20 protein-coding genes are annotated in these 20,288 nt (G+C 72.8%); 13 read left to right on the top strand and 7 right to left on the bottom strand.

What is annotated here, in order from left to right; translation table 11 throughout:
- Both ACFKCF_RS42440 and ACFKCF_RS42435 read right to left on the bottom strand, forming a co-directional pair.
- On the bottom strand, positions 1-262 hold a 262-nt coding region (locus ACFKCF_RS42440; protein WP_394501014.1), incomplete at its 3' end, for a hypothetical protein.
- 195 nt (positions 263-457) lie between these two features.
- Complete coding sequence (locus tag ACFKCF_RS42435) at positions 458-2,299, bottom strand: AMP-dependent synthetase/ligase (protein WP_394501013.1); 1,842 nt, start codon at positions 2,297-2,299, stop codon at positions 458-460.
- Positions 2,300-2,528: 229 nt separating this feature from the next.
- On the opposite strand from ACFKCF_RS42435, the gene ACFKCF_RS42430 reads away from it, so the two are divergent.
- Both ACFKCF_RS42430 and ACFKCF_RS42425 read left to right on the top strand, forming a co-directional pair.
- Positions 2,529-2,927: a hypothetical protein gene (locus ACFKCF_RS42430; RefSeq protein ID WP_394501012.1), complete on the top strand. Its 399-nt coding sequence runs from the start codon at positions 2,529-2,531 to the stop codon at positions 2,925-2,927.
- A 10-nt stretch (positions 2,928-2,937) separates the two neighbouring features.
- The gene (locus tag ACFKCF_RS42425; protein ID WP_394501011.1) at positions 2,938-3,546 is read left to right on the top strand and encodes a trimeric intracellular cation channel family protein; all 609 of its coding nucleotides are present in this window, start codon (positions 2,938-2,940) and stop codon (positions 3,544-3,546) included.
- Between the two features lie 3 nt (positions 3,547-3,549).
- Here the strand turns inward: ACFKCF_RS42425 and ACFKCF_RS42420 are convergent, their stop codons facing one another.
- Positions 3,550-4,980, bottom strand: coding sequence for a PLP-dependent aminotransferase family protein (locus ACFKCF_RS42420; RefSeq protein ID WP_394501010.1), 1,431 nt, complete (start codon positions 4,978-4,980; stop codon positions 3,550-3,552).
- 63 nt (positions 4,981-5,043) lie between these two features.
- On the opposite strand from ACFKCF_RS42420, the gene ACFKCF_RS42415 reads away from it, so the two are divergent.
- Together ACFKCF_RS42415 and ACFKCF_RS42410 are read left to right on the top strand one after the other, a co-directional pair.
- Entirely contained in the window at positions 5,044-5,649 is a 606-nt protein-coding gene (locus ACFKCF_RS42415; protein WP_394501009.1) for a YitT family protein, read from the top strand.
- Positions 5,650-5,729: 80 nt separating this feature from the next.
- Positions 5,730-7,484, top strand: coding sequence for a glycoside hydrolase family 15 protein (locus ACFKCF_RS42410; RefSeq protein WP_394501008.1), 1,755 nt, complete (start codon positions 5,730-5,732; stop codon positions 7,482-7,484).
- Positions 7,485-7,503: 19 nt separating this feature from the next.
- Here ACFKCF_RS42410 and ACFKCF_RS42405 read toward each other — a convergent pair whose 3' ends face one another.
- Together ACFKCF_RS42405 and ACFKCF_RS42400 are read right to left on the bottom strand one after the other, a co-directional pair.
- Complete coding sequence (locus ACFKCF_RS42405) at positions 7,504-8,427, bottom strand: transglycosylase SLT domain-containing protein (protein WP_394501007.1); 924 nt, start codon at positions 8,425-8,427, stop codon at positions 7,504-7,506.
- A 101-nt stretch (positions 8,428-8,528) separates the two neighbouring features.
- Positions 8,529-9,371, bottom strand: coding sequence for a helix-turn-helix domain-containing protein (locus tag ACFKCF_RS42400; RefSeq protein WP_394501006.1), 843 nt, complete (start codon positions 9,369-9,371; stop codon positions 8,529-8,531).
- A gap of 101 nt (positions 9,372-9,472) precedes the next feature.
- Between ACFKCF_RS42400 and ACFKCF_RS42395 the strand changes: the two genes are divergently transcribed.
- Positions 9,473-10,279, top strand: a complete 807-nt coding sequence (locus ACFKCF_RS42395) for a phytanoyl-CoA dioxygenase family protein (protein ID WP_394501005.1) — start codon at positions 9,473-9,475, stop codon at positions 10,277-10,279.
- A complete protein-coding gene (locus ACFKCF_RS42390) occupies positions 10,276-10,536 on the top strand; it encodes a hypothetical protein (RefSeq protein ID WP_394501004.1) in 261 nt (86 codons plus the stop codon). The genes ACFKCF_RS42395 and ACFKCF_RS42390 overlap by 4 nt, the downstream gene beginning before the upstream one ends.
- Before the next feature lie 344 nt (positions 10,537-10,880).
- On the opposite strand, the gene ACFKCF_RS42385 is transcribed toward ACFKCF_RS42390, so the two are convergent.
- Positions 10,881-12,059, bottom strand: a complete 1,179-nt coding sequence (locus ACFKCF_RS42385; protein WP_394501003.1) for an ROK family protein — start codon at positions 12,057-12,059, stop codon at positions 10,881-10,883.
- Between the two features lie 664 nt (positions 12,060-12,723).
- Between ACFKCF_RS42385 and ACFKCF_RS42380 the strand changes: the two genes are divergently transcribed.
- From ACFKCF_RS42380 to ACFKCF_RS42350, 7 genes are read left to right on the top strand one after another with little or no spacing between them, the layout of a single operon-like run.
- Positions 12,724-13,401: a hypothetical protein gene (locus tag ACFKCF_RS42380; protein WP_394501002.1), complete on the top strand. Its 678-nt coding sequence runs from the start codon at positions 12,724-12,726 to the stop codon at positions 13,399-13,401.
- 3 nt (positions 13,402-13,404) lie between these two features.
- Positions 13,405-14,181, top strand: a complete 777-nt coding sequence (locus ACFKCF_RS42375; protein ID WP_394501001.1) for a glycosyltransferase family 2 protein — start codon at positions 13,405-13,407, stop codon at positions 14,179-14,181.
- Positions 14,178-15,317, top strand: a complete 1,140-nt coding sequence (locus ACFKCF_RS42370; protein WP_394501000.1) for a 2-phospho-L-lactate transferase CofD family protein — start codon at positions 14,178-14,180, stop codon at positions 15,315-15,317. The genes ACFKCF_RS42375 and ACFKCF_RS42370 overlap by 4 nt, the downstream gene beginning before the upstream one ends.
- Positions 15,314-16,024: an HAD family hydrolase gene (locus ACFKCF_RS42365; protein WP_394500999.1), complete on the top strand. Its 711-nt coding sequence runs from the start codon at positions 15,314-15,316 to the stop codon at positions 16,022-16,024. The genes ACFKCF_RS42370 and ACFKCF_RS42365 overlap by 4 nt, the downstream gene beginning before the upstream one ends.
- Positions 16,021-16,767: an NTP transferase domain-containing protein gene (locus ACFKCF_RS42360; protein WP_394500998.1), complete on the top strand. Its 747-nt coding sequence runs from the start codon at positions 16,021-16,023 to the stop codon at positions 16,765-16,767. Before ACFKCF_RS42365 ends, ACFKCF_RS42360 begins: the two co-directional genes overlap by 4 nt.
- A complete protein-coding gene (locus ACFKCF_RS42355) occupies positions 16,755-17,993 on the top strand; it encodes a lipopolysaccharide biosynthesis protein (RefSeq protein ID WP_394500997.1) in 1,239 nt (412 codons plus the stop codon). Before ACFKCF_RS42360 ends, ACFKCF_RS42355 begins: the two co-directional genes overlap by 13 nt.
- Positions 17,990-19,222: a glycosyltransferase family 4 protein gene (locus ACFKCF_RS42350; protein WP_394500996.1), complete on the top strand. Its 1,233-nt coding sequence runs from the start codon at positions 17,990-17,992 to the stop codon at positions 19,220-19,222. The genes ACFKCF_RS42355 and ACFKCF_RS42350 overlap by 4 nt, the downstream gene beginning before the upstream one ends.
- A 45-nt stretch (positions 19,223-19,267) precedes the next feature.
- Here the strand turns inward: ACFKCF_RS42350 and ACFKCF_RS42345 are convergent, their stop codons facing one another.
- Positions 19,268-20,239, bottom strand: a complete 972-nt coding sequence (locus ACFKCF_RS42345) for a glycosyltransferase family 2 protein (protein ID WP_394500995.1) — start codon at positions 20,237-20,239, stop codon at positions 19,268-19,270.
- Positions 20,240-20,288 lie beyond the last annotated feature (49 nt).

The raw sequence follows: 20,288 nt of genomic DNA, 5'->3' as shown, positions 1-20,288 counted from the left end.
GCGCCGGCGCCGGGATCGGTAGCTTGTCGGTCAGTACAGGGCCGGGCGGGGCGCCGGGTTCGACTTTGACGGTGATGCCGTCCTTGCCGCGCGCGCCTTTGGCGACGACGTCGACCACCAGGCGTACGGAGTCGTTCGCCCCCACGATGGGCTCGGCGGGACGGACGGTGATCGCGCGGATGGCGGGCTCGGTCGCGACCGGAGGCGCGGGCACGGTGAGCGGCCCGGCCGCGAGCGAGACGAGAAGAAGGCTTCTGGTCATGATCGAGACGGTAGGAACCGCCCGGTAATGGCCAGGACCTCGACACACGCCACGAATGGCAAAACCGGGATCAGCCGGAGCAGGCGCGAACCCCGCCGGAAGCGGCCCCCGAGAACGTCGGCCGAAAGCGGCCGGCCGATGGCCGGCCACCGAATGGCGACCGCCGCAGGAGCGAGGTCCGCGCCGTGGACGGGCCTAAAGTGGCCCGCTGTAGAGCCCCTCGATGACGTCGGCGTACTTGGCGTGGATGATCCGCCGCTTGAGCTTCAGGCTCGGGGTGAGCTCCTCGGTCTCGGCCGTCCACTCAGTGCCCAGCAGCGCCCACTTCTTCACCTGCTGCACCCTGGCCAGCTTGGCGTTGGCGGCCTCGACCGCCGTCTCCACCTCCTTGATCACCTCCGGGTGCTCGGCCAGCTCCGCCAGCGAGGCGAACGCGATGCCGCGCGCCTGCGCCCATCCCGGCGCCACCTCCCCGTCGAGCGTCAGCAGGGCCACCGGGTGCGGCCGGTTGTCGCCGTAGGCGAGCGCCTGGCCGACGAGCATGTGCTCCTTGAGGTGGTTCTCGATCTCGGCCGGGGAGATGTTCTCGCCGCCCGCCGTGATGATCAGCTCCTTCTTCCGGTCGATCACCCGGTAGAAGCCGTCCTCGTCGACCGTGCCGATGTCGCCGGTGTGCAGCCAGCCGCCGTCGTCGATGAGCTCGGCCGTGGCCTCGGGCCGGTTGACGTAGCCGCGGGTGTTGAGCGGGCTGCGGGTGAGGATCTCGCCGTCCTCGGCGATGCGGATCTCGACGCCGGGCTCGGCCCTGCCGACGGTGCCCAGGCGGTAGCAGGAGGGGCTGTTGCCGGTGAACGCGCCGGTCGTCTCCGTCATGCCGTACACGTCGATGACCTTGAGCCCGAGCCCGGCGTAGAAGTGCTGCACCTCGGCGGGCAGCGGCGCGGCGCCCGTGGCGGTCCACTCTGCGCGGTCGAAGCCGATCATGCCGCGGATGATCGACAGCAGGGACGCGTCCGCCTGCTCGTAGGCCGCCCGGATCTCGGGGGTGATCGTGCGCCCGTACTGGCCGGCCTCCACGTACGCGGCGCCCGCCCGCATCGCCTGGCGTACGGCGGCCTGCTGCTCCTCCGGCTGGGTGGCGAGCACGGCGAGCAGGCGGGCCATCATCTTCTCCCACACGCGCGGCACCCCGAAGAACATCATCGGCCTGACCTGCCCCAGCGTCGCCCCCAGGTTGGCCAGGTCGGTGCAGAAGTGCACGTGGGAGACCTTGACCAGGGGCAGGTAGAGGCTGAGGATGCGCTCGGCGATGTGCGCGTACGTGAGGTAGGAGATCTGAGTGCCCCGCAGGGGCAGGGTCGTGATGCGGTCGGTGGCGGCGACCTCGTAGAAGACGTTCGCGTGCGTGAGGGGGACGCCCTTGGGCATGCCGGTGGTGCCCGAGGTGTAGAGGACGGTGACCACGTCGTCGGGGGTGACCGCGCTCATGCGGGCCTCGACCTCGGCCGGGTCGGCGGCCAGGCGCGCGCGGCCCAGCTCCAGGAAGTCCGCCCACGACATGAACCGCTCGTCGGCGGGCGCCCCCTCCAACATGATGATCTTGCGGAGCCCGTCCAGGCGGGACAGGACGGGCTGCCAGCGGGCCAGCTCGGCCGGGCCGCCCAGCACCGCGTATCTCGCGGCCACGTCGCCGGCCACGAACGCGATCTGGTCGGGCGCGAACGTCGAGTACACCGTGCACCCGACCCCGCCGGCGTGCACGGCCCCCAGATCGGCGAGCACGTGCTCGCTGCGGTTGACCATCATCACCGCCACCGACTCCCCGGGGCCCAGCCCGAGCGCGGTGAACCCGGCGGCGATCTCCAGGACCCGCTGCCGCGCCTGCGCGTAGGTCAGCGTGGTCCAGCCGTCGCCCTCGGGATCGGAGTAGGCGGGGGCGTCGGGGTGCTGCTCGGCGGCGAGCCTGAGCTGTTCGCAGACGGTCTGGCCGGCGATCTGCCGCTCGATCTCGGCCCGGACTTCGAGGACTTCGGCCATGGCGCGCGCCTCCAGTCAGTGGTCACTTGCATGAGTGGCCTGCATCGCACCACACCAAGGGGGTAGCGGCAAGAGCTTGCGCAGAAAGACCCGCGTCCTTCACGTAAAGTAATCGACCGGGTGCACAGAGGGGGCGGCACATGAGCGGCAGGACGTTCTTCGGGCATCCCTGGGGGCTGGCCACGCTGTTCGGCACCGAGATGTGGGAGCGGTTCAGCCGGTATGGAGTGTGCGGGCGATCCTCGCCACGTTCCTGGCCGCGTCGCTGGCCCGGCACGGCCTGGGCCTGCCGGACGAGACGGCGCAGGCGGTCGTGGGCGTCTACGGCGCGCTCATCTACCTGGTCGCGCTGCGGGTGAGCACGCCGCAGAAGTTCGGGTTCGCGCTGGTCATGGTGGGGTTGAGCTTCGTGGTCATGGCGGTCGCGGCGGCGCTGGCGGGAGCCGGAAAGGTGTCGGTGGGCGACGCGGTCGGCGGGCAGACGGGGCGGCTCGGCCGGGTGCTGTCCGACCCGATGCACTACCTGGTCCTGGCGGCGATGGCCGTCGTGGCCGGGCTCGCGCTGTTCATGTTCACCCGGACGTTGTGGGTGAGGATGGCCGAGCACCACGAATCGGTCATACGGTAAATATTCCGACGTGTCTGAAATTCTCGACCTTGTCGGCATCTTCGTCTTCGCGTTGACGGGCGCGCTCATGGGCGTGCGCAAACGGCTCGACGTGGTCGGGATGGTGGTGCTGGCGGAGATGACCGCCCTGGGCGGCGGCGTCGTACGCGACCTGATCCTCAACGTCCGGCCCGCCGCCTTCCAGAGCCTTGGTTACGTGCTGGTGCCGGTGGCCGCGACGGTGATCGTGTTCTTCTGGCATCCGCACGTCGCGCGGGTGATGCCGCTCATCCTGGTGCTGGACGCGGCGGGGCTCGGGCTGTTCTGCGCGGTGGGGACGGAGAAGGCCCTGGAGTACGGCCTCGCCCCGCTGCACGCGGCGCTGCTGGGGGTGGTGACGGGCATCGGCGGGGGCATGCTGCGCGACGTGCTGGCCGGGGAGATCCCGACGCTGCTGTACGACCGGCAGCTGTACGCGGTGCCCGCGCTGCTGGGGTCCGGGGTGATGGCGGCGCTGTCGGTGTACGGGCTGCACGGCTGGCCGGCCACGCTGGCGGCGGCGGTGCTGGCGTTCGGGCTGCGGATCATGGCGATGCGCCGCAAATGGCGCGCTCCCCTGGCCCGGGGCTCCAGTGAATGACCCTCACACCATCGCGATGAGCGCGTCCACCGAGCGGCGGGGACCGGTGGGGCCGTGGTCGCGGGCGGCGCGGATGCGGGTGAGCGCTTCCGTCAGGACCTGGGGCGGCTGGGTGTAGGGCAGGCGGAGATAGCTCTCCAGGGTGCCCTCCAGGCCGAACCAGGGGCCGGGCGCGAGGCGTACCCCGTGGTGGGCGGCCGCCTCCGCGAGCGGCGTGGCGCCCGGGCCGTTCAGGCGCACCCACAGGGTGCCGCCGCCGCGCGGGACCGTGAACGTCCACTCGGGCAGGTGCTCGCGCAGCCCCGAGACCAGCGCGTCGCGTGAGGCGCGCAGCGTGCGGCGGCGCTCGGCGCGCGTCTCCTCCAGCCGGTCGAACAGCCGCGCCACCACGAGCTGTTCCAGCACCGGGCTGGCGATGTCCACGGCCGCCCGGAACATGGCCAGCCGGCGCGCCAGCGCGGCGGTGGTGCGCACCCAGCCGATGCGCAGCCCGCCCCACCACAGCTTGGAGGCCGAGCCGATGCTGATCACCCGGCTGTCGGTGTCGAACGCCGCCGCCGGCGAGGTCCGGGGCACCTCGTCCAGCGCCAGCTCCGACCAGGTCTCGTCCACCAGCAGCACCGTGTCCGCACGCCGGGCCGCGCCCACGACGGCGGCGCGGGTGGCGTCGTCCATGAGGGCGCCGGTCGGGTTCTGGAAGTCGGGCATGAGGTAGGCCAGCCGCGCCCCCGACTGGCGCATGGCCCCCGCCAGCAGGTCGGCCTGCCAGCCCTCGTGCGAGATGCCGACCGGGACGATCCTGGCGCCGCGCTGCCGGGCGACGTCGATGGCGTGGGGGTAGGTCGGCGACTCCACCAGCACCGGGTCCCCCGCGCCGACGAGCAGGCCGAGCACGAGCTGGATGGCGTGCTGGGAGCCGGTCGTGACGAGGATCTGCTCGGGCCGGGTGGCCAGGCCCCGGGCGGTGTAGTGGGCGGCGACGCGCTCCCTGAGCACGGGCAGGCCGATGGGGTCGTAGCCGTTGCCCATGCCGTACCTGGGCAGGTCGTCCACCGCCTCCAGCATCGCCTGCCGCAGGGCCGACGGCGCGGGCGGGGCGGCGCACTGGAGCTGCACGAGGCCGTCGCCGTCGGTGCTGAGCCACGGGTTGTCGGGCGTGGTGGCCGGGTCGGGCAGGGCGGTCCAGCTGCCGGAGCCCTGGCGGCTGTCCAGGTAGCCGCGTTCGCGGAGCAGGTCGTAGGCCGAGGTCACGGTGGTGCGGCTGACCTTGAGGGTCTCGGCCAGGTGCCGCTCGGCGGGCATGCGTACGCGTACCGGGATCTGGCCGTCCATGATGAGGGCGCGCACGCCGTCGGCGAGCGCCCGGTAGTAGGGCCGCGCGGCCGGGTCGATCTTGATGAGCCGCGCCACCTGGGTCGCCGACAGATGCCTCATAAGGCCACTTTTCGTGATTGGCCCTGTTTTGGCAAGTCGGTGGCATGCCAATCTGTGGCCACTATGAGTGAAGCGACCGTCCCCCGGCTCAGTTCGTCCCTTCCCGCCCGCCTCGTCAGGCTGTACGGCGGGCTCGCCCTGTACGGCACCGGCATCGGCCTCCAGGTCGAGTCCGGGCTGGGCAACGACCCGTGGGACGTGTTCCACCAGGGCCTGGCCCTGCGGACCGGCCTGTCCATCGGGACCGTCATCATCGGCATCGGCGCCCTGGTGCTGCTGCTGTGGATCCCGCTGAAGCAGAAGCCCGGACTGGGCACGATCAGCAACGTCGTCTTCCTGGGCCTGTTCGCCGACGGCGCGATCTTCCTGCTGCCCACCCCGTCGCACCTGGTCCTGCAGGGCCTGTACGTGGTGCTCGGCGTCGTCGCCATCGCCCTGGCGACCGTGCTCTACATCGGCGCCGGGATGGGCCCCGGCCCCCGCGACGGCATCATGACCGGGCTGATGCGGCTCGGCCTGTCGGTGCGGCTGGGCCGCTTCCTCATCGAGATCACGGTCCTGGCCGCCGGCTGGCTGCTCGGCGGCACCGTGGGCGTGGGGACGCTGGTGTTCGCGCTGGCCATCGGGCCGTTGACCCAGCTGTTCACCCGCTGGTTCCCCCTGACGTGATCCCGTGACCGGGACCGGGCATGACGCGACATGATCGGACCCGCTCACGGGATCACCCCTCATCCGAGTAGCGTCTAGGCATGCGGATCGAGGACTACGCCCTCATCGGGGACATGCAGTCGGCGGCGCTCGTGGGCCGGGACGGTTCCATCGACTGGCTGTGCCTGCCCAGGTTCGACTCGCCCTCCTGCTTCGCGTCGCTGCTCGGCAGCGAGCGCAACGGCCACTGGTGGCTCGGCCCCACGGGCCGCAGGCCGGCCACCCGGCGGCGCTACCGGCCCGAGACGCTCATCCTGGAAAGCGAGTGGGACACCCCGACGGGCACGGTCCGCGTGATCGACTTCATGCCGCCGCGCGACCGCAACCCCGACGTGGTGCGCATCGTGGAGGGCGTCTCCGGGAGCGTGGAGATGTCCACGCAGCTGCGGGTGCGCTTCGACTACGGCCGGATCGTGCCGTGGGTGCGCCAGAGCGACGGCCACCTGCAGGCCATCGGCGGACCCGACTCGGTGTGGCTGCACTCCCCCGTGCCCCTGAAGGGCGGCGACTACGCCCACCGGGCCACGTTCACGGTCAAGGAGGGTGAGCGAGTGTCGTTCGTCTTCACGTGGCACCCCTCCCACGAGCCGATGCCGCCGCAGATCGACGCCGAGACCCAGCTGAGCGAGAGCGAGGCCATGTGGGCGGAGTGGGTCGCGCGGTGTACCTACCAGGGCCCGTACCGGGACGCCGTGGTGCGCTCGCTGATCACGCTCAAGGGCCTCACCTACGCCCCCACCGGCGGCATCGTCGCCGCGCCCACCACCTCGCTCCCCGAGGACGTGGGCGGGGTGCGCAACTGGGACTACCGCTTCTGCTGGCTGCGCGACGCGACGATGACGCTCGACGCGCTGATCACCTCCGGCTACCTGGAGGAGGCCGCCGACTGGCGCGCGTGGCTGCTGCGGGCCATCGCGGGCCGGCCCCAGGACCTGCAGATCATGTACGGCGTCGCGGGCGAGCGCCGGCTGCCCGAGCTGCGCCTCGACTGGCTCGACGGCTACGAGGACTCCCGGCCCGTCCGCATCGGGAACGAGGCGGTCAAGCAGCTCCAGCTCGACGTGTACGGCGAGGTGATGAACTGCCTGTTCGTCTCGCGCACGCGCGGCCTGTCACCCGACGACCGGGCATGGACCATCCAGCGGGAGCTCCTCGACTACGTGGAGGACCACTGGGACGAGCCCGACGAGGGCCTGTGGGAGGTGCGCGGGCCCCGGCGGCACTTCGTGCACTCGAAGGTGATGTGCTGGGCGGCGCTGGACCGGGCGGTCAAGTACGTGGAGCGGTTCGGCCGCACCGGCCCGGTCGACAAGTGGCGCACGCTGCGCGACGTCGTCCACGCCGAGATCCTCTCGAAGGGCTACGACGCGCGGCGCAACACCTTCACGCAGTCGTACGGGTCGTCGGAGCTGGACGCGTCGCTGCTGATGATCCCCATGGTCGGCTTCCTGCCGGCCGACGACCCCCGGGTGGTGGGGACGGTGGCGGCCATCGAGAAGGAGCTCATGTCGGACGGGTTCGTGCTGCGCTACCCGCTGGCCGAGGACAACGACGTGGACGGCCTGACCGGCGGGGAGGGCGCCTTCCTGGCGTGCAGCTTCTGGCTGGTGGAGGTGATGGCGATGCAGGGCCGCAAGGAGGAGGCGAAGAGCCTGTTCGAGCGGCTGCTGGCGCTGCGCAACGACGTGGGGCTGCTGGCCGAGGAGTACGACCCCCGCTACGGCCGGCTGGTCGGCAACTTCCCGCAGGCCTTCAGCCACGTCCCCCTGATCCACGCCGCCCGCGCACTGTCGTAGCGGGGGTCGTAGCGCGGGCCTACGGTCCGGTGAGGCGGCGCTCGCCGGCCGTGGTGATCACGAACACCTGCCAGTTGTAGTAGGCGTAGTAGTTCCTCGGGTCGCGCTTCATCTGGCGGGCGTGCAGGAGGATGGCGTTCACGTACGCCCGGGAATGGTTGTACGCGTACAGCGCCCGCCGGTAGTCGCGGGGCGCGCCCGAGGCGCGCAGGTAGTTGGCGGCGCCCATGACGGCGTCGCGCGGGTCCTGCACGTCGCCGCCCATGCCGTACGCCTTCCAGGTCCCGGGCATGAACTGCATGGGGCCCTGGGCGCCGACGTGGCTGTCCGACTTCACCCGGCCGAACTTGGTCTCCGCGAACATCACCGCCGCCAGCACCTCCCACTCCACCCCGAACTTGCGTTCGGCCTTCTTGAAGTGACCGAGCAGCTCGGCGGCGGGCGGGGCGGGCTGGACCTTGAACGTGGCCGAGGGCTTGACCGGGTGGGCCAGGGAGAGCAGCTCGCGGATGGCGGCCGTATTGTCCTTGGCCTGGGCGGCCAGCCCGGACGGCAGGCGGGCGAAGGCCCGGGCGGCGACGTCGGGGTGGCGGGCGGTGTAGCGGTAAACGCGCTGCTGGTGCAGGGCCAGGAGCTCGACGTCGCGGGGCGGCTTGCCGGTCTTCGGCCAGGCGTCGATCGCGGCGTTGAGTGCGGCGCTGGTCCCCTTGAGCGCGGCGGCCAGCCGGGCGGGGTCGCCGGGGATCTTCTGGTCGGGCGCGGGCAGCGTCACGTCCGGCCGCGGGGTGGACGTGGACGTGGACGGGCTCGGCGAGGGTTGCCGGCCGGCCGCCGAGGCCGCCGGGGCCGGATCGCCGCAGGCGGCCGTGCCGAGGAGGGCGGCGAGCGCCGTCGCGGCCAGGGCGCGGGCGGGGCGGCGGTGATGATCGTGGCGTTCCTCCATGGTCGGCCAACCTACCGGGTGCGGCCGCCCGCCGACGCCAGGCAGGCTCGGACACGCGCCTACTCCCGCCGCCGATCGGTGCCGCTCGCCGCAGGTGACGGCTACCCGCGCCGCTGGTCGGGGCCGTTCCCCGCCGGGTTACCCGCGCCGCTGGTCGGGGCCGTTCCCCGCCGGGTTACCCGCGCCGCTGCTCGGGGGCCGCTCGCGCGCAGGGCCCGGGGTGAGGCGCCCAGCTCGCGTCTGCAGGCCTTGTTGAACGCCTGCAGGTCCGGGATGCCCACCGCCGCCGCTATCGCGGGGATCGCCAGGGTCGACTCGCGCAGCAGGTGCAGGGCGCGGGACAGCCGCCGGCGGCGGATGTACGCGACCACCGTGTGTCCCGTCTGGGCGCGGAACAGCCGGGTGAGGTGGTTGTGCGACACCCCGGCGGCGCGGGCGATGCCGGGGACGGTCAGCGGCGCGGCGAGGTCGGCGTCGATGTACTCCATGGCGGCCGCCACGACGGCGTGCGCGCTGCCGGCGACGGGCAGGTTCGCGATCCGCCACAGCACGGTCCACACCTCGGCCGACGCCCTGGCCCTGGTGTCGGGGACGGCCGCGATGGCCTGCCGCAGCGAGGCGGCGATGAGCGGCGCCTGGTCCCCCGCGTCCCGCATGACGGGCACGACCCGCCGCTCGTCGCCGCCGGGCAGCCTGAAGTGCGCGTACAGGTGCTCCGACCTGCCCCGGTAGTGGTAGTGGACCTCGGCGCCCGGCGGGATCAGGCTGACGTGGCCGGGTTTGATCGCGTGCACGGTGCCCTCGAGCACCAGCTCGGCGGTGTACCCGTACAGGTGGAGCTGCCACAGGTCGGGCAGCCGGAACACGTCGTGGGCGCTGACCACGCCGTGCACGGCCGCCCCCGCGCCGGCCACCGCCGGCGGGTCGGAGAGCGTGATCGTCACCTGACGCACAGGGATCTGTTCTATCTCACTGGGGGAAAATGAACCAGTAGTTGATGATTACAACCCACGACATAGCGGGTGTCCGGTTCTAAGTTCGAGGCATGCGAACCACTTTGCTGACCTCCGCACAGGTCGCCGGTTTCGTGGCCGCCGGCTATCTGCGGCTCGACGGGATCGTCCCGGACGAGCTCAACGACCAGGCGATCGACGTGCTGGAGGCGGGCCTCCCGCACCCGCCGTACGGCACTCCGGTCGCCCAGGCCTACCCCGAGGGATCGTTCGCCCGCCGGCTGATCGAGCTGCCCGCCGTGGCGGGCGCGCTGCACTCGCTCGTCGGCCCCGACCCGACCGTCGACCACCATGCCGTGCACGTACGCGAGCCGCGCAACGGCCACGCCCAGCCGCTGCACGCCGACGCCATCATCGACACCCGCATGGACGCCTTCGACGTGCAGCTCATGTACTACCCGCGCGAGGTGACGGCCGACATGGGCGGCACCCTCGTGGTGCCGGGCAGCCACCTGCGCCGGATCAACGAGAGCGACACCGGCCGCTACCAGAACCTGCGCGGCCAGACCCGGCTCACCTGCCCCGCCGGGACCGTGATGCTGCTCCACCACGGCATCTGGCACGGCGGGCGGCGCAACGACAGCGACGTCCGCAGGTACATGTACAAGATCCGCTTCAACCCGACCGTGCCGCAGGTGCGGCTCTGGGACACCTCCGACCTGGACGATCCCGCCGTCGCGGCCGAGCTGGGCCGGCGTTTCCCCTGGTACGAGCAGGCGACCGGACGGCTGGAGGTCCACAACCGGGTGCGGATGTGGCGGGCCCTGACCAACGATCCGTCGTTCGACATCGAATACTGGACGACTCGCGTGAACAACCGCCCCGGGAGGGTCGCATGAAGCAGCAGGTGCTCGTTCTCTACCTGGCCACCTCCGCGCTCGACGCCCAGGTGGTGGGCTGGTCGCGCTACGACGGCACCGGGCGCACCGAGCCGACGGCCGGCGACGGGGACGAGCCGCCGTACGAGACGGGGGTGGAGGCGTTGCGCGACGGGTGGCGGCTGTTCCAGGCGTCTCAGCTCATCCCGCCGTATCCCGGGCACGAATATGACACGTCGTTCTTGAAGCACGAATTCTTCTTCGAGAAAATCTCGTAAACCCGGGCGTACGGCCTTGTCGTGGCCCGAGGAAGGAGCGGGATGCCGGACCCGCGCCCGCTCCACCCGGACCACGAGACCCGGAGAAGAGGAATATCGGCCATGGTCTGCGGCGATGCCGCTTGCGGTGTCTCCGGCCCTGGCCACATCGCATGACCTCTCGTCCCCGCCCGGGGCCGCCGCACGCGTCGCGTCGGACACCACTGCCGGTCGCGGTGACGGTGAGCGTGACGTTGCGGGCGTACCGGCCGTTCGCCCCGTCGTCGGCGGCCCTGGTCACGCCGCTGCTCTGGTCGGCGGGCTCGGCCTGCGCGAGCTTCGGGTTGAGCGCGAGCGCGCCGCGGTCAATGGTGGCCGAAAGCCTGATCGATGGCGTCCGGTGCGAGCACGTGGCCGACGACCATGACGGCGGCTCCGACGACGCCCGCCCGGTCGCCGAGCCGGCTCGACCTGATGCCGAGATGCTGGGTGGCCAGCGGGAGCGACCGGCTGTAGATCGTCTCCCTGACCCCTGCCAGCACCTGCTCGCCCGCCTCGGCGACGTCGCCGCCGATGACGATGAGCGAGGGGTTGAAGAAGTTGACGATCGAGGCCATCACGGCGCCGACCTCGCGGCCGGCCTGCCTGACGAGCCGCGTGGCGCGCAGGTCGCCCGCGCGCATCAGCGTCACCACGTCGCGGCTGCCGTGCGCCTCGATCCCGGCGGCGCGCAGCTGCGCGGCCATGGACGCGCCGCCCGCGACCGCCTCCAGGCAGCCGGTGTTGCCGCACCGGCACGGCGCCTCTGACGCCGGGACCCGGATGTGGCCGACGTCCCCCGCGGCGCCCTGCGCGCCCCGGTGCAGCCGGCCGCCGGAGATGATGCCGCAGCCGATCCCGGTGCCGATCTTGATGAAGATCAGGTGGTCGACCTCGGGCCCGGCGGCCCAGTGCTCGCCGAGCGCCATGATGTTCACGTCGTTGTCGGCCAGCACCGGCGCGCCGAGCCGCCCGCCGAGCCATCCGGGCACGTCGAAGCCGTCCCAGCCGGGCATGATCGGCGGGTTCACCGGCCGTCCCGATGCGTGCTCCACCGGCCCGGGCAGCCCGACGCCGACGCCGCACACCTGATCGAGGTCGTGCCCGGCACCGGCCAGCAGCTCGCGGAAGGCGGTGGCGACCCACTCCAGCGTGCGCTCGGGCCCACGGTCGACGGGCAGCTCGGCGGCCCGTTCGGCGAGCACGCTCATGCCGAGGTCGAGCACGGCCAGGCGGGCGCGGGTGGCGCCCAGGTCGGCCGCGAGCACCACCCGCGCGCCCTCGTTGAACGCGAACACCGCCGCCGGGCGGCCCCCGGAGGAGATCGAGTCGTCGGCGGCCACCACCCAGCTCCCGGCGATCAGCCCGTCGAGCCGCTGCGACACGGTGGACCTGGACAGGCCGGTGAGCTGGGCCAGCTCGCCGCGGGTGCGCGCCCGCCCGTCCCGGAGGATCGCCAGCAGCGCCCCCGCTCCGGTGCCCTGGCCGTTGGATCCCGTTGACATGGGCTCTACCTTACTTCGATGGCCGACCGACTTATGGTGAGAGAAACGAAAAGTGCGACCGATTGTCGCGAAATGTGTCGGACATATGTTGGCAGCCGCGCATATTTCGCGAGACCGTCCGGCAGTCCAGGACTCCGGCCCGCGATCACGCTCAACGCCTGGAGGATTCGGTCCGGCCCCTGCCCGAAGTCGCGCCGAGACGCGGGCCCTGAAGGGATGCCACCCGGCCGGATCCTCCTCAGGGCCTGGTTCCGGCGACCCGGAAACCAGTGTTTCGGGTGCAGAATGCGAATCGGGCACGGGAGCGCTCCCAACCCTATCGACCGCCGCTTGAGCTGCACACATGTCCATAAATCCCGACATTTGCCCAGTTGGTGGACAGCACCAGAGCTGCACAATCGCGCCGAGAGTGGGGGCTTGACACCCCAGGCAGGCCCACCTATGCCGATTCGTGAGTAAAACGTTCCATATTTCTAGATACCTTGAAGTATGGCGGATGAACTGGGCTTTTGTCCCTTCACTACGGTTAGTCAAAAGGCCAGACAATTCCGGCGGGTCCGATATTTGGTATTGAGGCCATCATTGCTCGCATAGCTGCCATACTGCGTTTGGGAGCGCTCCCGCGAGCGCGTTCCTCCCTGACGCCCCTCCACGAGGACCGGCAGTGAACCATCCCGACCCCCTGCTCGACGCCCGGCGCCCATGGGCCGCGCACATCTGGTGGATCGCCCTGGCCATCGGGGCGGCCGGCTTCGCCTTCGTCTGGCTGGCCACCCCGCACGCCCGGGAGATCGGCGCCGCCTGGCAGCTCGTGGCCAAGCTGCTCGCCTTCGCCTTCCTGTGCTGCGCGATCGCGTTCTTCCCGTGGGTGTCGCCGCGCCTGCACTGGCTGCTGTACGCCCCGTTCGTCTTCCTGACCGGCTACCTGATCCCCCGGATCAGCTGGTTCTACTACGGCGACGGCGCGCGGGCGTACGGCGACGCCTTCTACACCCATCTCTACCTGCTGCTCTACCCCGGGATCGTGCTCACCGCCGCCGCCGCGTACCGGATCGGCGGCGGCTCCCCCGGCCGCTGCCTGAAGATCATGGCCACGGGGGTGCTGATCGTGTTCTCGGGCTTCCTGGACGTGATGTGGCAGGTGGTCAACCCGGTGCCGATCCCCGAGCGCATCGACGCCCCGCACATCAACCTGTTCACCGGCGGGCCGATCACGTTCGGCGCGGCGATCTGGTTCACGCTGGCGCACGTCCCCCTGATCGTGGGCCTCAACCTGCTTCCCCTTGACCGCTGGATCGCGCGCCTGACGGGAGCCGGCGCGGACGCCACCCGGAGGAGGTGACCCTTGCCGAACGCGCCTGCCGCGGCGCCCCTCATCGACATCTCGGTGGCGGCGCCCGCGTACAACGAGGCGGACAACATCGCGGCCGCGGTGACGGAATGGCGGGACTACCTGGAGCGGAACCCGGCGGTCGGCGCCTGGGAGATCGTCGTGTGCGACGACGGCAGCGCCGACGCGACCGGGAAGATCCTGGAGGCCCTTCGGGCGCAGTGCCCGCAGCTCGTCGTCGTCACGTTCGGGCGCAACCGGGGCGCGGGGGCCGCCATCGCGGCCGCGATCGCGCGTACCCGGATGGACTGGGTCGTGCTGCTGGACTCCGACGGCCAGTTCCCGATCGCGAACCTGGACCGGTTCATCGAGCGCATCCGGGCCGGGGCGGGGCCCGCGTTCTCGGGCGCCCGGATCAGGAAGGCCGACAGCCTGCCGTACCGGTGGGGGTCGGCGGCCAGCGGCGCGGTCAGCAACCTGCTGCACCGCACCCGCTACCGCGACTTCAACTCGATCTTCAAGGTGGTGCACGGGCCGCTGTTCCGCGCGCTGCCGCTGGAGTCGGCCGGGATGAACTGCTCGACCGAGATCACGGCCCGCGTCGCCGAGCTGGGCCACGCGTGGGTGGAGCTGCCGATCGAGCACCGCGAGCGGGGCGGCGGCAGCCGGGGCTGGCGGTTCTGGCGGGGGGCGCGCGATCGGGCCCTGTTCGTCGGTTACCTCGGGCTGCGCCACTGGCTGCTGCGGCGCGGCGTGCTGCGCGTCCCCGCCGGCCACGAGGAGGTCCGGTGAGGGTCGCCATGTTCAGCGGCGGGCGGGGCGCGGCGGGGACAGCCCGCGCCCTGCTGCGGGTGCCGGGGCTGGAGCTGTCCCTGCTGATCAACGGGTACGACAACGGGCTGTCCACCGGCGCCCTGCGCCGCTACCTGCCGGGCATGCTCGGCCCTTCGGACTTCCGCAAGAACCTCCTGCTCCACCTGGACCCCGGCGACCCCCGGCGCGAGCTGCTCGAACGCCGCCTGCCGGCCGGGACCACCGCGGCGGACCTGGCGCGGCTGGCCGGCGGTCCGCTGGACTACCGGATCGCGCGGGAGCTGCGGGTGTTCGCCGGGCGGCTGCGCGCCGAGCCGGACGGGCTCGACCTGGCCGGCTGCGCGCTGGGCAACCTGGTGCTCGCGGGGGCGTACCTGCGGCTGGGCGAGGACTTCAACGCGGCGGTACGCGCGTGCGCGCACACGTTCGGGTCGCCGGCGCGGCTGCTCAACGTGACGGGCGGCGAGAACGCGTTCCTGGTCGCGCTCAAGGAGGACGGGCGGGTGCTGGCCGACGAGGCCGACATCGTCGCGCCGCAGGACGCGGTGGCCATCACCGGGCTGTTCCTGCTGCGCGAGCCGCCGGCCGGTCCGGCCGAGCTCTGCGGGCCGCCGGAGCGCGTACGCGAGCTGCTCGCGCGGCGCGCCGCCAGGGTCACGCCCAACCCCGAGGCGCTGGCGGCCGTCCGCGACAGCGACCTCATCGTGTACGGCCCGGGCACGCCGCACTCCTCGCTGCTGCCCAGCTACCTGACGCCGGGGCTGGCCGGGGCGATCGCGGAGAGCCGGGCCGCGGCCAGGGTGTTCGTCGTCAACCTCGGGGGCGATCACGACATCCAGGGGCTGACGGCCACCGACCTGGTGGACCGCACGCTGGCCTACCTGGGGGACCCGGGCAACGAGCGGCGCACGATCACGCACGTGCTCGGCGGCCGGGGCGGGTCCGAGGGGCCCGCCGTGCCGCGCGGGGTCGTGGAGCGGGGCTGCTGGGCGGGGGCACGCTGGATCGGCGCGGACCTCGAGGACGCCGAGCGTCCCGGCACGCACGACGGCCCGCGCACCGCCGGGGCGCTGCGGGCCGTGCTCGGCGAGATCCCGCTGGCACGGGCCGGATGAGCGGCCCCGTGGACGCCACGCCCGGCACCGCCCGGGGAGCCGCCGACGGCGCGGGGGTGCCGCTCGCGGAGGTGGTGGCCGGGCGGCGGGTGTGGCTGTGCGATCTCGACGGGACGCTCGTGGACTCCTTCCCCGCGCACGAGGCCGCGTTCCGGCAGGCCATCGCCGAGCTCGTCCCGGCCGCCCTCCCGTCCTTCCGGTACGCCGCCCACGCGGGGGCGAGCACCGCCGAGGTCGCGGCGCTCCTCACCGGGGACCGGGACGTGGCGGCCCGGCTGGCGCGGCGCAAGCAGGGGCTCTACCGGGACTTCGTCGCGGCGGGCCGGGTCCGGCCGTTCCCGGGGGCGCGCCGGCTGCTCGACCGGCTGGCGGCGGGGGGACGGGTGGCGTACCTGGTCACCAGCGGCAGCCGGGGGTCGGTGGAGCGGGTGCTGGCGGGCTCGTCGCTGGGGGCGTGCTTCCGCGACGTGCTCACCGCCGACGACGTGCCGGTGAGCAAGCCGGACCCGGAGTTCTACGGACTGGCCTGCCGCCGCTGGGGAGTGGATCCGGCCGAGGCCGTGGTGCTGGAGGACTCCGCCCACGGGGTGGCCTCCGCCGTCGGCGCCGGCCTGGCGACGCTGCACGTCCACACCGCCGAGCCCGCCCCCGGCGCGGCCGGCGTGCGCGGGTTGGAGGACATCGTGGCGCTGCTGGAGGACGAGTGAGCATTTGTGTGGTGATCCCGGCGGCTGGGCGGGGGACGCGGCTGGGCCAGGGCATCCCGAAGATCATGATCGAGGTGGCCGAGGGCGTCACCGTGTGGCACCTGCTGCTGCGGCGGCTGCGGCCGTGGACGCGGCACGTGCACGTCGTCGTCTCCCCCGACGGCGAGGGCCCGTTCCGGGAGCTCGCCGCCGGGGAGCTCGCCGCGGGCACGGTGTCGGTGAGCGTGCAGGAGCGGCCGACCGGCATGGGGGACGCGATCTTCGGCGCCGCCGCGCACTGGGCGGCCTACGAGACGATCCTGGTGGTCTGGGGCGACCAGGCCAACCTCTCCCCCGTGACCGTGCGCGAGGTCCTGGCCGCCCACCCGGGCGCGGGGCTGACGCTGCCGCTGGTGCCGATGGCCGATCCGTACGTGGAGTACGAGCTGGACGGGGACGGGCTCGTACGCGTGCGGCAGTCCCGCGAGGGCGACGAGTGCCGTCCCGGCGGGCTCAGCGACGTCGGCGTGTTCTGCCTGGCCACCGGCGGGCTGCCGCAGGCGTGGGAGCGGTACGCGGCCGGGGCGGCGGCGGGCGCGGCCACCGGCGAGGTGAACTTCCTGCCGTTCCTGACGCACCTGTCGCGGGCCGAGGGCCGGCGGGTGACCGTCGTGCCGGTGGCGGACCCGGCCGAGGCGCGCGGCATCAACACCCCGGAGGACCTGGAGTTCGCGCGGCGGGCGTACCAGCGGTGCGGCTCCTGAAGGCCCGCACGGCGCGCCTGCGCCCGGTGGCGGGGCCGACGCTGGTGAGCACGGTGGCCAGCGGCACGGCGGCGGCGACCACGCTGGTCATCGCACGGGGCGCGGGGGCGAGCGCGTTCGGCCAGTTCACGGTGGTGCTGTCGATCGCGCTGATCGTCACCGTCGGGATGCTGACGAGCCTGCACTACGTGATGCTGCAGGAGCTGCCCAGGGCCGAGCCGGGGCGGCGAGCCGAGCTGGTGGCGACGGCGCTGCCGGCCACGCTGGCGGTCAGCGCCGGGCTGGCCGCGCTGGGCCTGCTGGCGGCGCCGCTGCTCACGGCCGTCCTGAACGTGGACACGCGCACGCTCGCCTTCGGGCTGGCGCTGGCGGCGTCGATGACGGCGAACCAGCTCACCGAGAGCTTCCTGCGCGGGCTGAAGCGCTTCGCCTTCGTGGCGGGGCTCAAGCTGGCGATCGCGATCGTGTACCTGGGCGCCGCCGCGTACTGCCTGCTGGCGCTGGGGATCAGGCAGGCCGAGCCGTACCTGGTCGCGCTGATCGCCACGAACGTGGCGTTCGCCGCGGCGGCGCTGGCGGCGGTGCGGGTGCGGCCGCGCCTGTGGTCGGCGCGGCTGGCCCGGTCGCTGTACCGGCACGGCATGTACGTGACCGCCATCGCCGCGCTCACCGGCGTGCTCTTCGGCATCGACGTGATCTTCCTCAACCACTGGGCGGGCCCTGCCGACGTCGGCGTGTACTCGGTCTACAACGGCTTCCCCAAGCGGCTGCTGGGCGTGGTCTTCACCGACGGGGTCGGGCTGGTGCTGCTGCCGGTGATGGCCACCGCGGACAAGCCGCTGCTGATGCGGCGGATCGCCCGGCTGGTCCCGGCGGTCGCCGGGGGCACGGCGGTGTTCTCGTTCGCCGCGAGCACGGTGTTCTTCCGGGTGATGGGCGGCGAGTACCCATACTCGCCGGGCCTGATGGCGCTGTCGGCGCTGGGCATCGGCGCGCACACGACGTTCAACCTGTACTCGGTCGCCCTGTCCATGGACGGGGTGCGCGGGGCCAAGGTGCTCATCGGCTGCCTGGCCGCGGGGACGCCGCCCGCCCTGGCCGCGCTGGCGGCCTGCATCCGCTGGCAGGGGCTGGCCGGCGGGCTCGCCGGCTTCGCGCTGGCCAACCTCGTCCTGCTGGCCGTCGTGGCCGTGGCGGCCGCCCGCGTCTACCGGAGCCCCCCATGAGAATCGCCTGCGTCGTCAACCAGTTCCCGCCGAACATCACCGCCGGGCTGGGCAGGTACGCCGAGCTGATCACCCCGTACCTGGCCCGCGGCCACGAGCTGACGGTCTACACGCCGAACGACGGCCGCCTGCCGGTGGACGAGATCGTGGACGGCGTCCGCGTGCACCGGCCGCGCGGCTCCCTGCTCGGGGGCAGGCGGCTCAACCGCACCAGGCGCTCGGAGTTCCTGCTGCTCGCGCTGAACGTCGTGGTCAGCAACTGGCGCTACTTCCTGCGGCTGCGCCGCCGGGAGCGGCCCGACCTGGTCGCCGTGCACGACTCGACGAACTTCCTGGCGGGCCTGCTCTGCCACTACGTGCTGCGGCTGCCGGTGGTCTTCCACGTGCACACCACGGAGTACGGCGTCGCGCCGCAGCGCAGCATCTCGGACCCGCTGAAGGTGTTCGCGGCGCTGGAGCGGTGGCTGGCCCGGATCGCCCGTCGGGTGGTGGTGGCCACGCCGGAGGTACGCGACCAGCTCGTGGCCGCCGGCTGGGGCCGGACGCCCATCGACGTGGTGCCGCTGGGCGGGACGTACGAGGCGGTGCTCCCGTCGCTGGACCGCGACGCGCTGCGGGCCGGGGCGGCGGCCCTGCGCGGGCGGCTGGGGCTGCCGGAAGGGGATCCGGTGCTGCTGTTCGTGGGCAGGATCGAGCGGCAGAAGGGCGTCTACCAGCTGCTGGAGGCCATGCGGGCGGCGGCCGGCGCGGTGCCGGGACTGCGGCTGGTGATCGTCGGCGAGGGGGACGTCGAGGGCGTCGAGCGGATCGTCGCCTCGACGGGGCTGCGGGGACGGGTGCTGGTCCCGGGGCGGTTCGTCGGCGGGCGGGAGCTGCTGGAGTACTACGAGCTGGCCGCGGCGTGCGTGTTCCCGTCGCTGTTCGAGCCGTTCGGGCTGGTGGCGACCGAGGCGATGGCGATGGGGCGGGCGACGATCCTGGGGGACGGCTTCTCCCGGGTCTTCCTCGGCCCCGACCCGGACCGGCCCGCGGCGTACTTCGTGCGGGCGAGCGAGCCCGCCGACATCGCGCGGGGCGTGATCGAGGTGATGTCCGGCACGGCGCTGCGCCGGCAGCTGGCCGAACGGGGCGAGCGGTTCGTCAGGGAGAGCCTCAGCTGGTCGCGCGCCGCCGCCGAGACGGCGCAGGTCTACCGGACGGCGGTGAAGGTCAGGCGGGAGCCCCGCTGACCACCCGTGCCGGACGGCCGGGAGCTCCTTCACCGGGCGGCCGGGTCAGGCGGGAGCTCCCTTGAGCACGCGCAGGGAGCCCACTGCCAGACCGGTGACGAGCACCAGGTGGACCGCCAGGTGGACGGCCATGAAGTAGGCGGTGAAGGCCGTCCCCCGCTCCCGGTGCACGAACCGCAGCAGCCCCGGATCGGCCACCACGAACCACCCCACCAGCGCGACCGGCATCGCGAACAGGCCCGGATGCACCAGCCCCAGCGGCAGGGACGCCAGCGCGAGCGCGCAGGCGAGGATGCCGGCCCGGCTGTTGGCGTTCTCCGGCTTGGCCGCGCCGCGCCTGGCCGTGGCCAGCGCGAGCGGGATCAGCGGCAGCGCGCGCCGCCACTGCTCGGCGAGCACCGGCAGGAACCGGTGCCCCTCGTCGTGGCGGCCCGTCACCGCGTCGGTCAGCACGATCCTGGTGCGCACGGCCAGGCGGCTGCTGTACTCCACGTCCTCGCTGTCGCGCAGGCCCTCGTCGAGCCGGCCCGCCTCCAGCCACACCGAGCGGCGGATCGCGGCGAGCGCGAACACGACGCTGTTGACCTCGCCGAGGTGCCTGCGCCGCCAGTGGACCTGGTGGAGCAGGCGATACCACTCCACGGGGCCGTCGTCGATGAGCGGCTCGGTGTCGTAGACGCCGTGGACGCAGCCGACCCCGGGATCCTCCTCCAGGACCTGGACGGCATTGGCGACCGCGTCCGGGGACAACGCCACGTCGCTGTCGAGGAAGAAGATCACGTCGCCGGTGGTGCTCTCCACCCCGGCGTTCCTGGCCGCCGAGACGCCGCGGTTGTCGGGGAGCCGGACGACCCGGCAGCCCAGCTCCTCGGCGATGGCCGGGGAGCCGTCGCCGCTGGCGTCGTCGACCACGACGATCTCATCGGGCGGCCGGGTCTGGGACAGCGCCGACTCCAGGCACAGGCGCAGGGTCCTGGCCGCGTTGTAGCACGGCACGATCAGGGAAACTCTCGTCACGGGGGCCGCCCTTCGCGAGTCCTGGGATCTCCATGATCTCGCGGCCGGC

It is taken from the genome of Nonomuraea sp. JJY05 (assembly GCF_043496855.1).
Classification (GTDB): domain Bacteria; phylum Actinomycetota; class Actinomycetes; order Streptosporangiales; family Streptosporangiaceae; genus Nonomuraea.
This window is presented reverse-complemented; position numbering and strand designations above follow the sequence as displayed.

Excerpts from the sequence above, each read along its gene's own strand:
- ACFKCF_RS42435 (WP_394501013.1), bottom strand. The coding sequence starts at position 2,299 with ATGGCCGAAGTCCTCGAAGTCCGGGCCGAGATCGAGCGGCAGATCGCC.
- ACFKCF_RS42415 (WP_394501009.1), top strand. The coding sequence starts at position 5,044 with ATGAGTGAAGCGACCGTCCCCCGGCTCAGTTCGTCCCTTCCCGCCCGC.
- ACFKCF_RS42405 (WP_394501007.1), bottom strand. The coding sequence starts at position 8,427 with ATGGAGGAACGCCACGATCATCACCGCCGCCCCGCCCGCGCCCTGGCC.
- ACFKCF_RS42395 (WP_394501005.1), top strand. The coding sequence starts at position 9,473 with ATGCGAACCACTTTGCTGACCTCCGCACAGGTCGCCGGTTTCGTGGCC.
- ACFKCF_RS42420 (WP_394501010.1), bottom strand. The coding sequence starts at position 4,980 with ATGAGGCATCTGTCGGCGACCCAGGTGGCGCGGCTCATCAAGATCGAC.
- ACFKCF_RS42385 (WP_394501003.1), bottom strand. The coding sequence starts at position 12,059 with ATGTCAACGGGATCCAACGGCCAGGGCACCGGAGCGGGGGCGCTGCTG.
- ACFKCF_RS42350 (WP_394500996.1), top strand. The coding sequence starts at position 17,990 with ATGAGAATCGCCTGCGTCGTCAACCAGTTCCCGCCGAACATCACCGCC.
- ACFKCF_RS42365 (WP_394500999.1), top strand. The coding sequence starts at position 15,314 with ATGAGCGGCCCCGTGGACGCCACGCCCGGCACCGCCCGGGGAGCCGCC.
- ACFKCF_RS42410 (WP_394501008.1), top strand. The coding sequence starts at position 5,730 with ATGCGGATCGAGGACTACGCCCTCATCGGGGACATGCAGTCGGCGGCG.
- ACFKCF_RS42390 (WP_394501004.1), top strand. The coding sequence starts at position 10,276 with ATGAAGCAGCAGGTGCTCGTTCTCTACCTGGCCACCTCCGCGCTCGAC.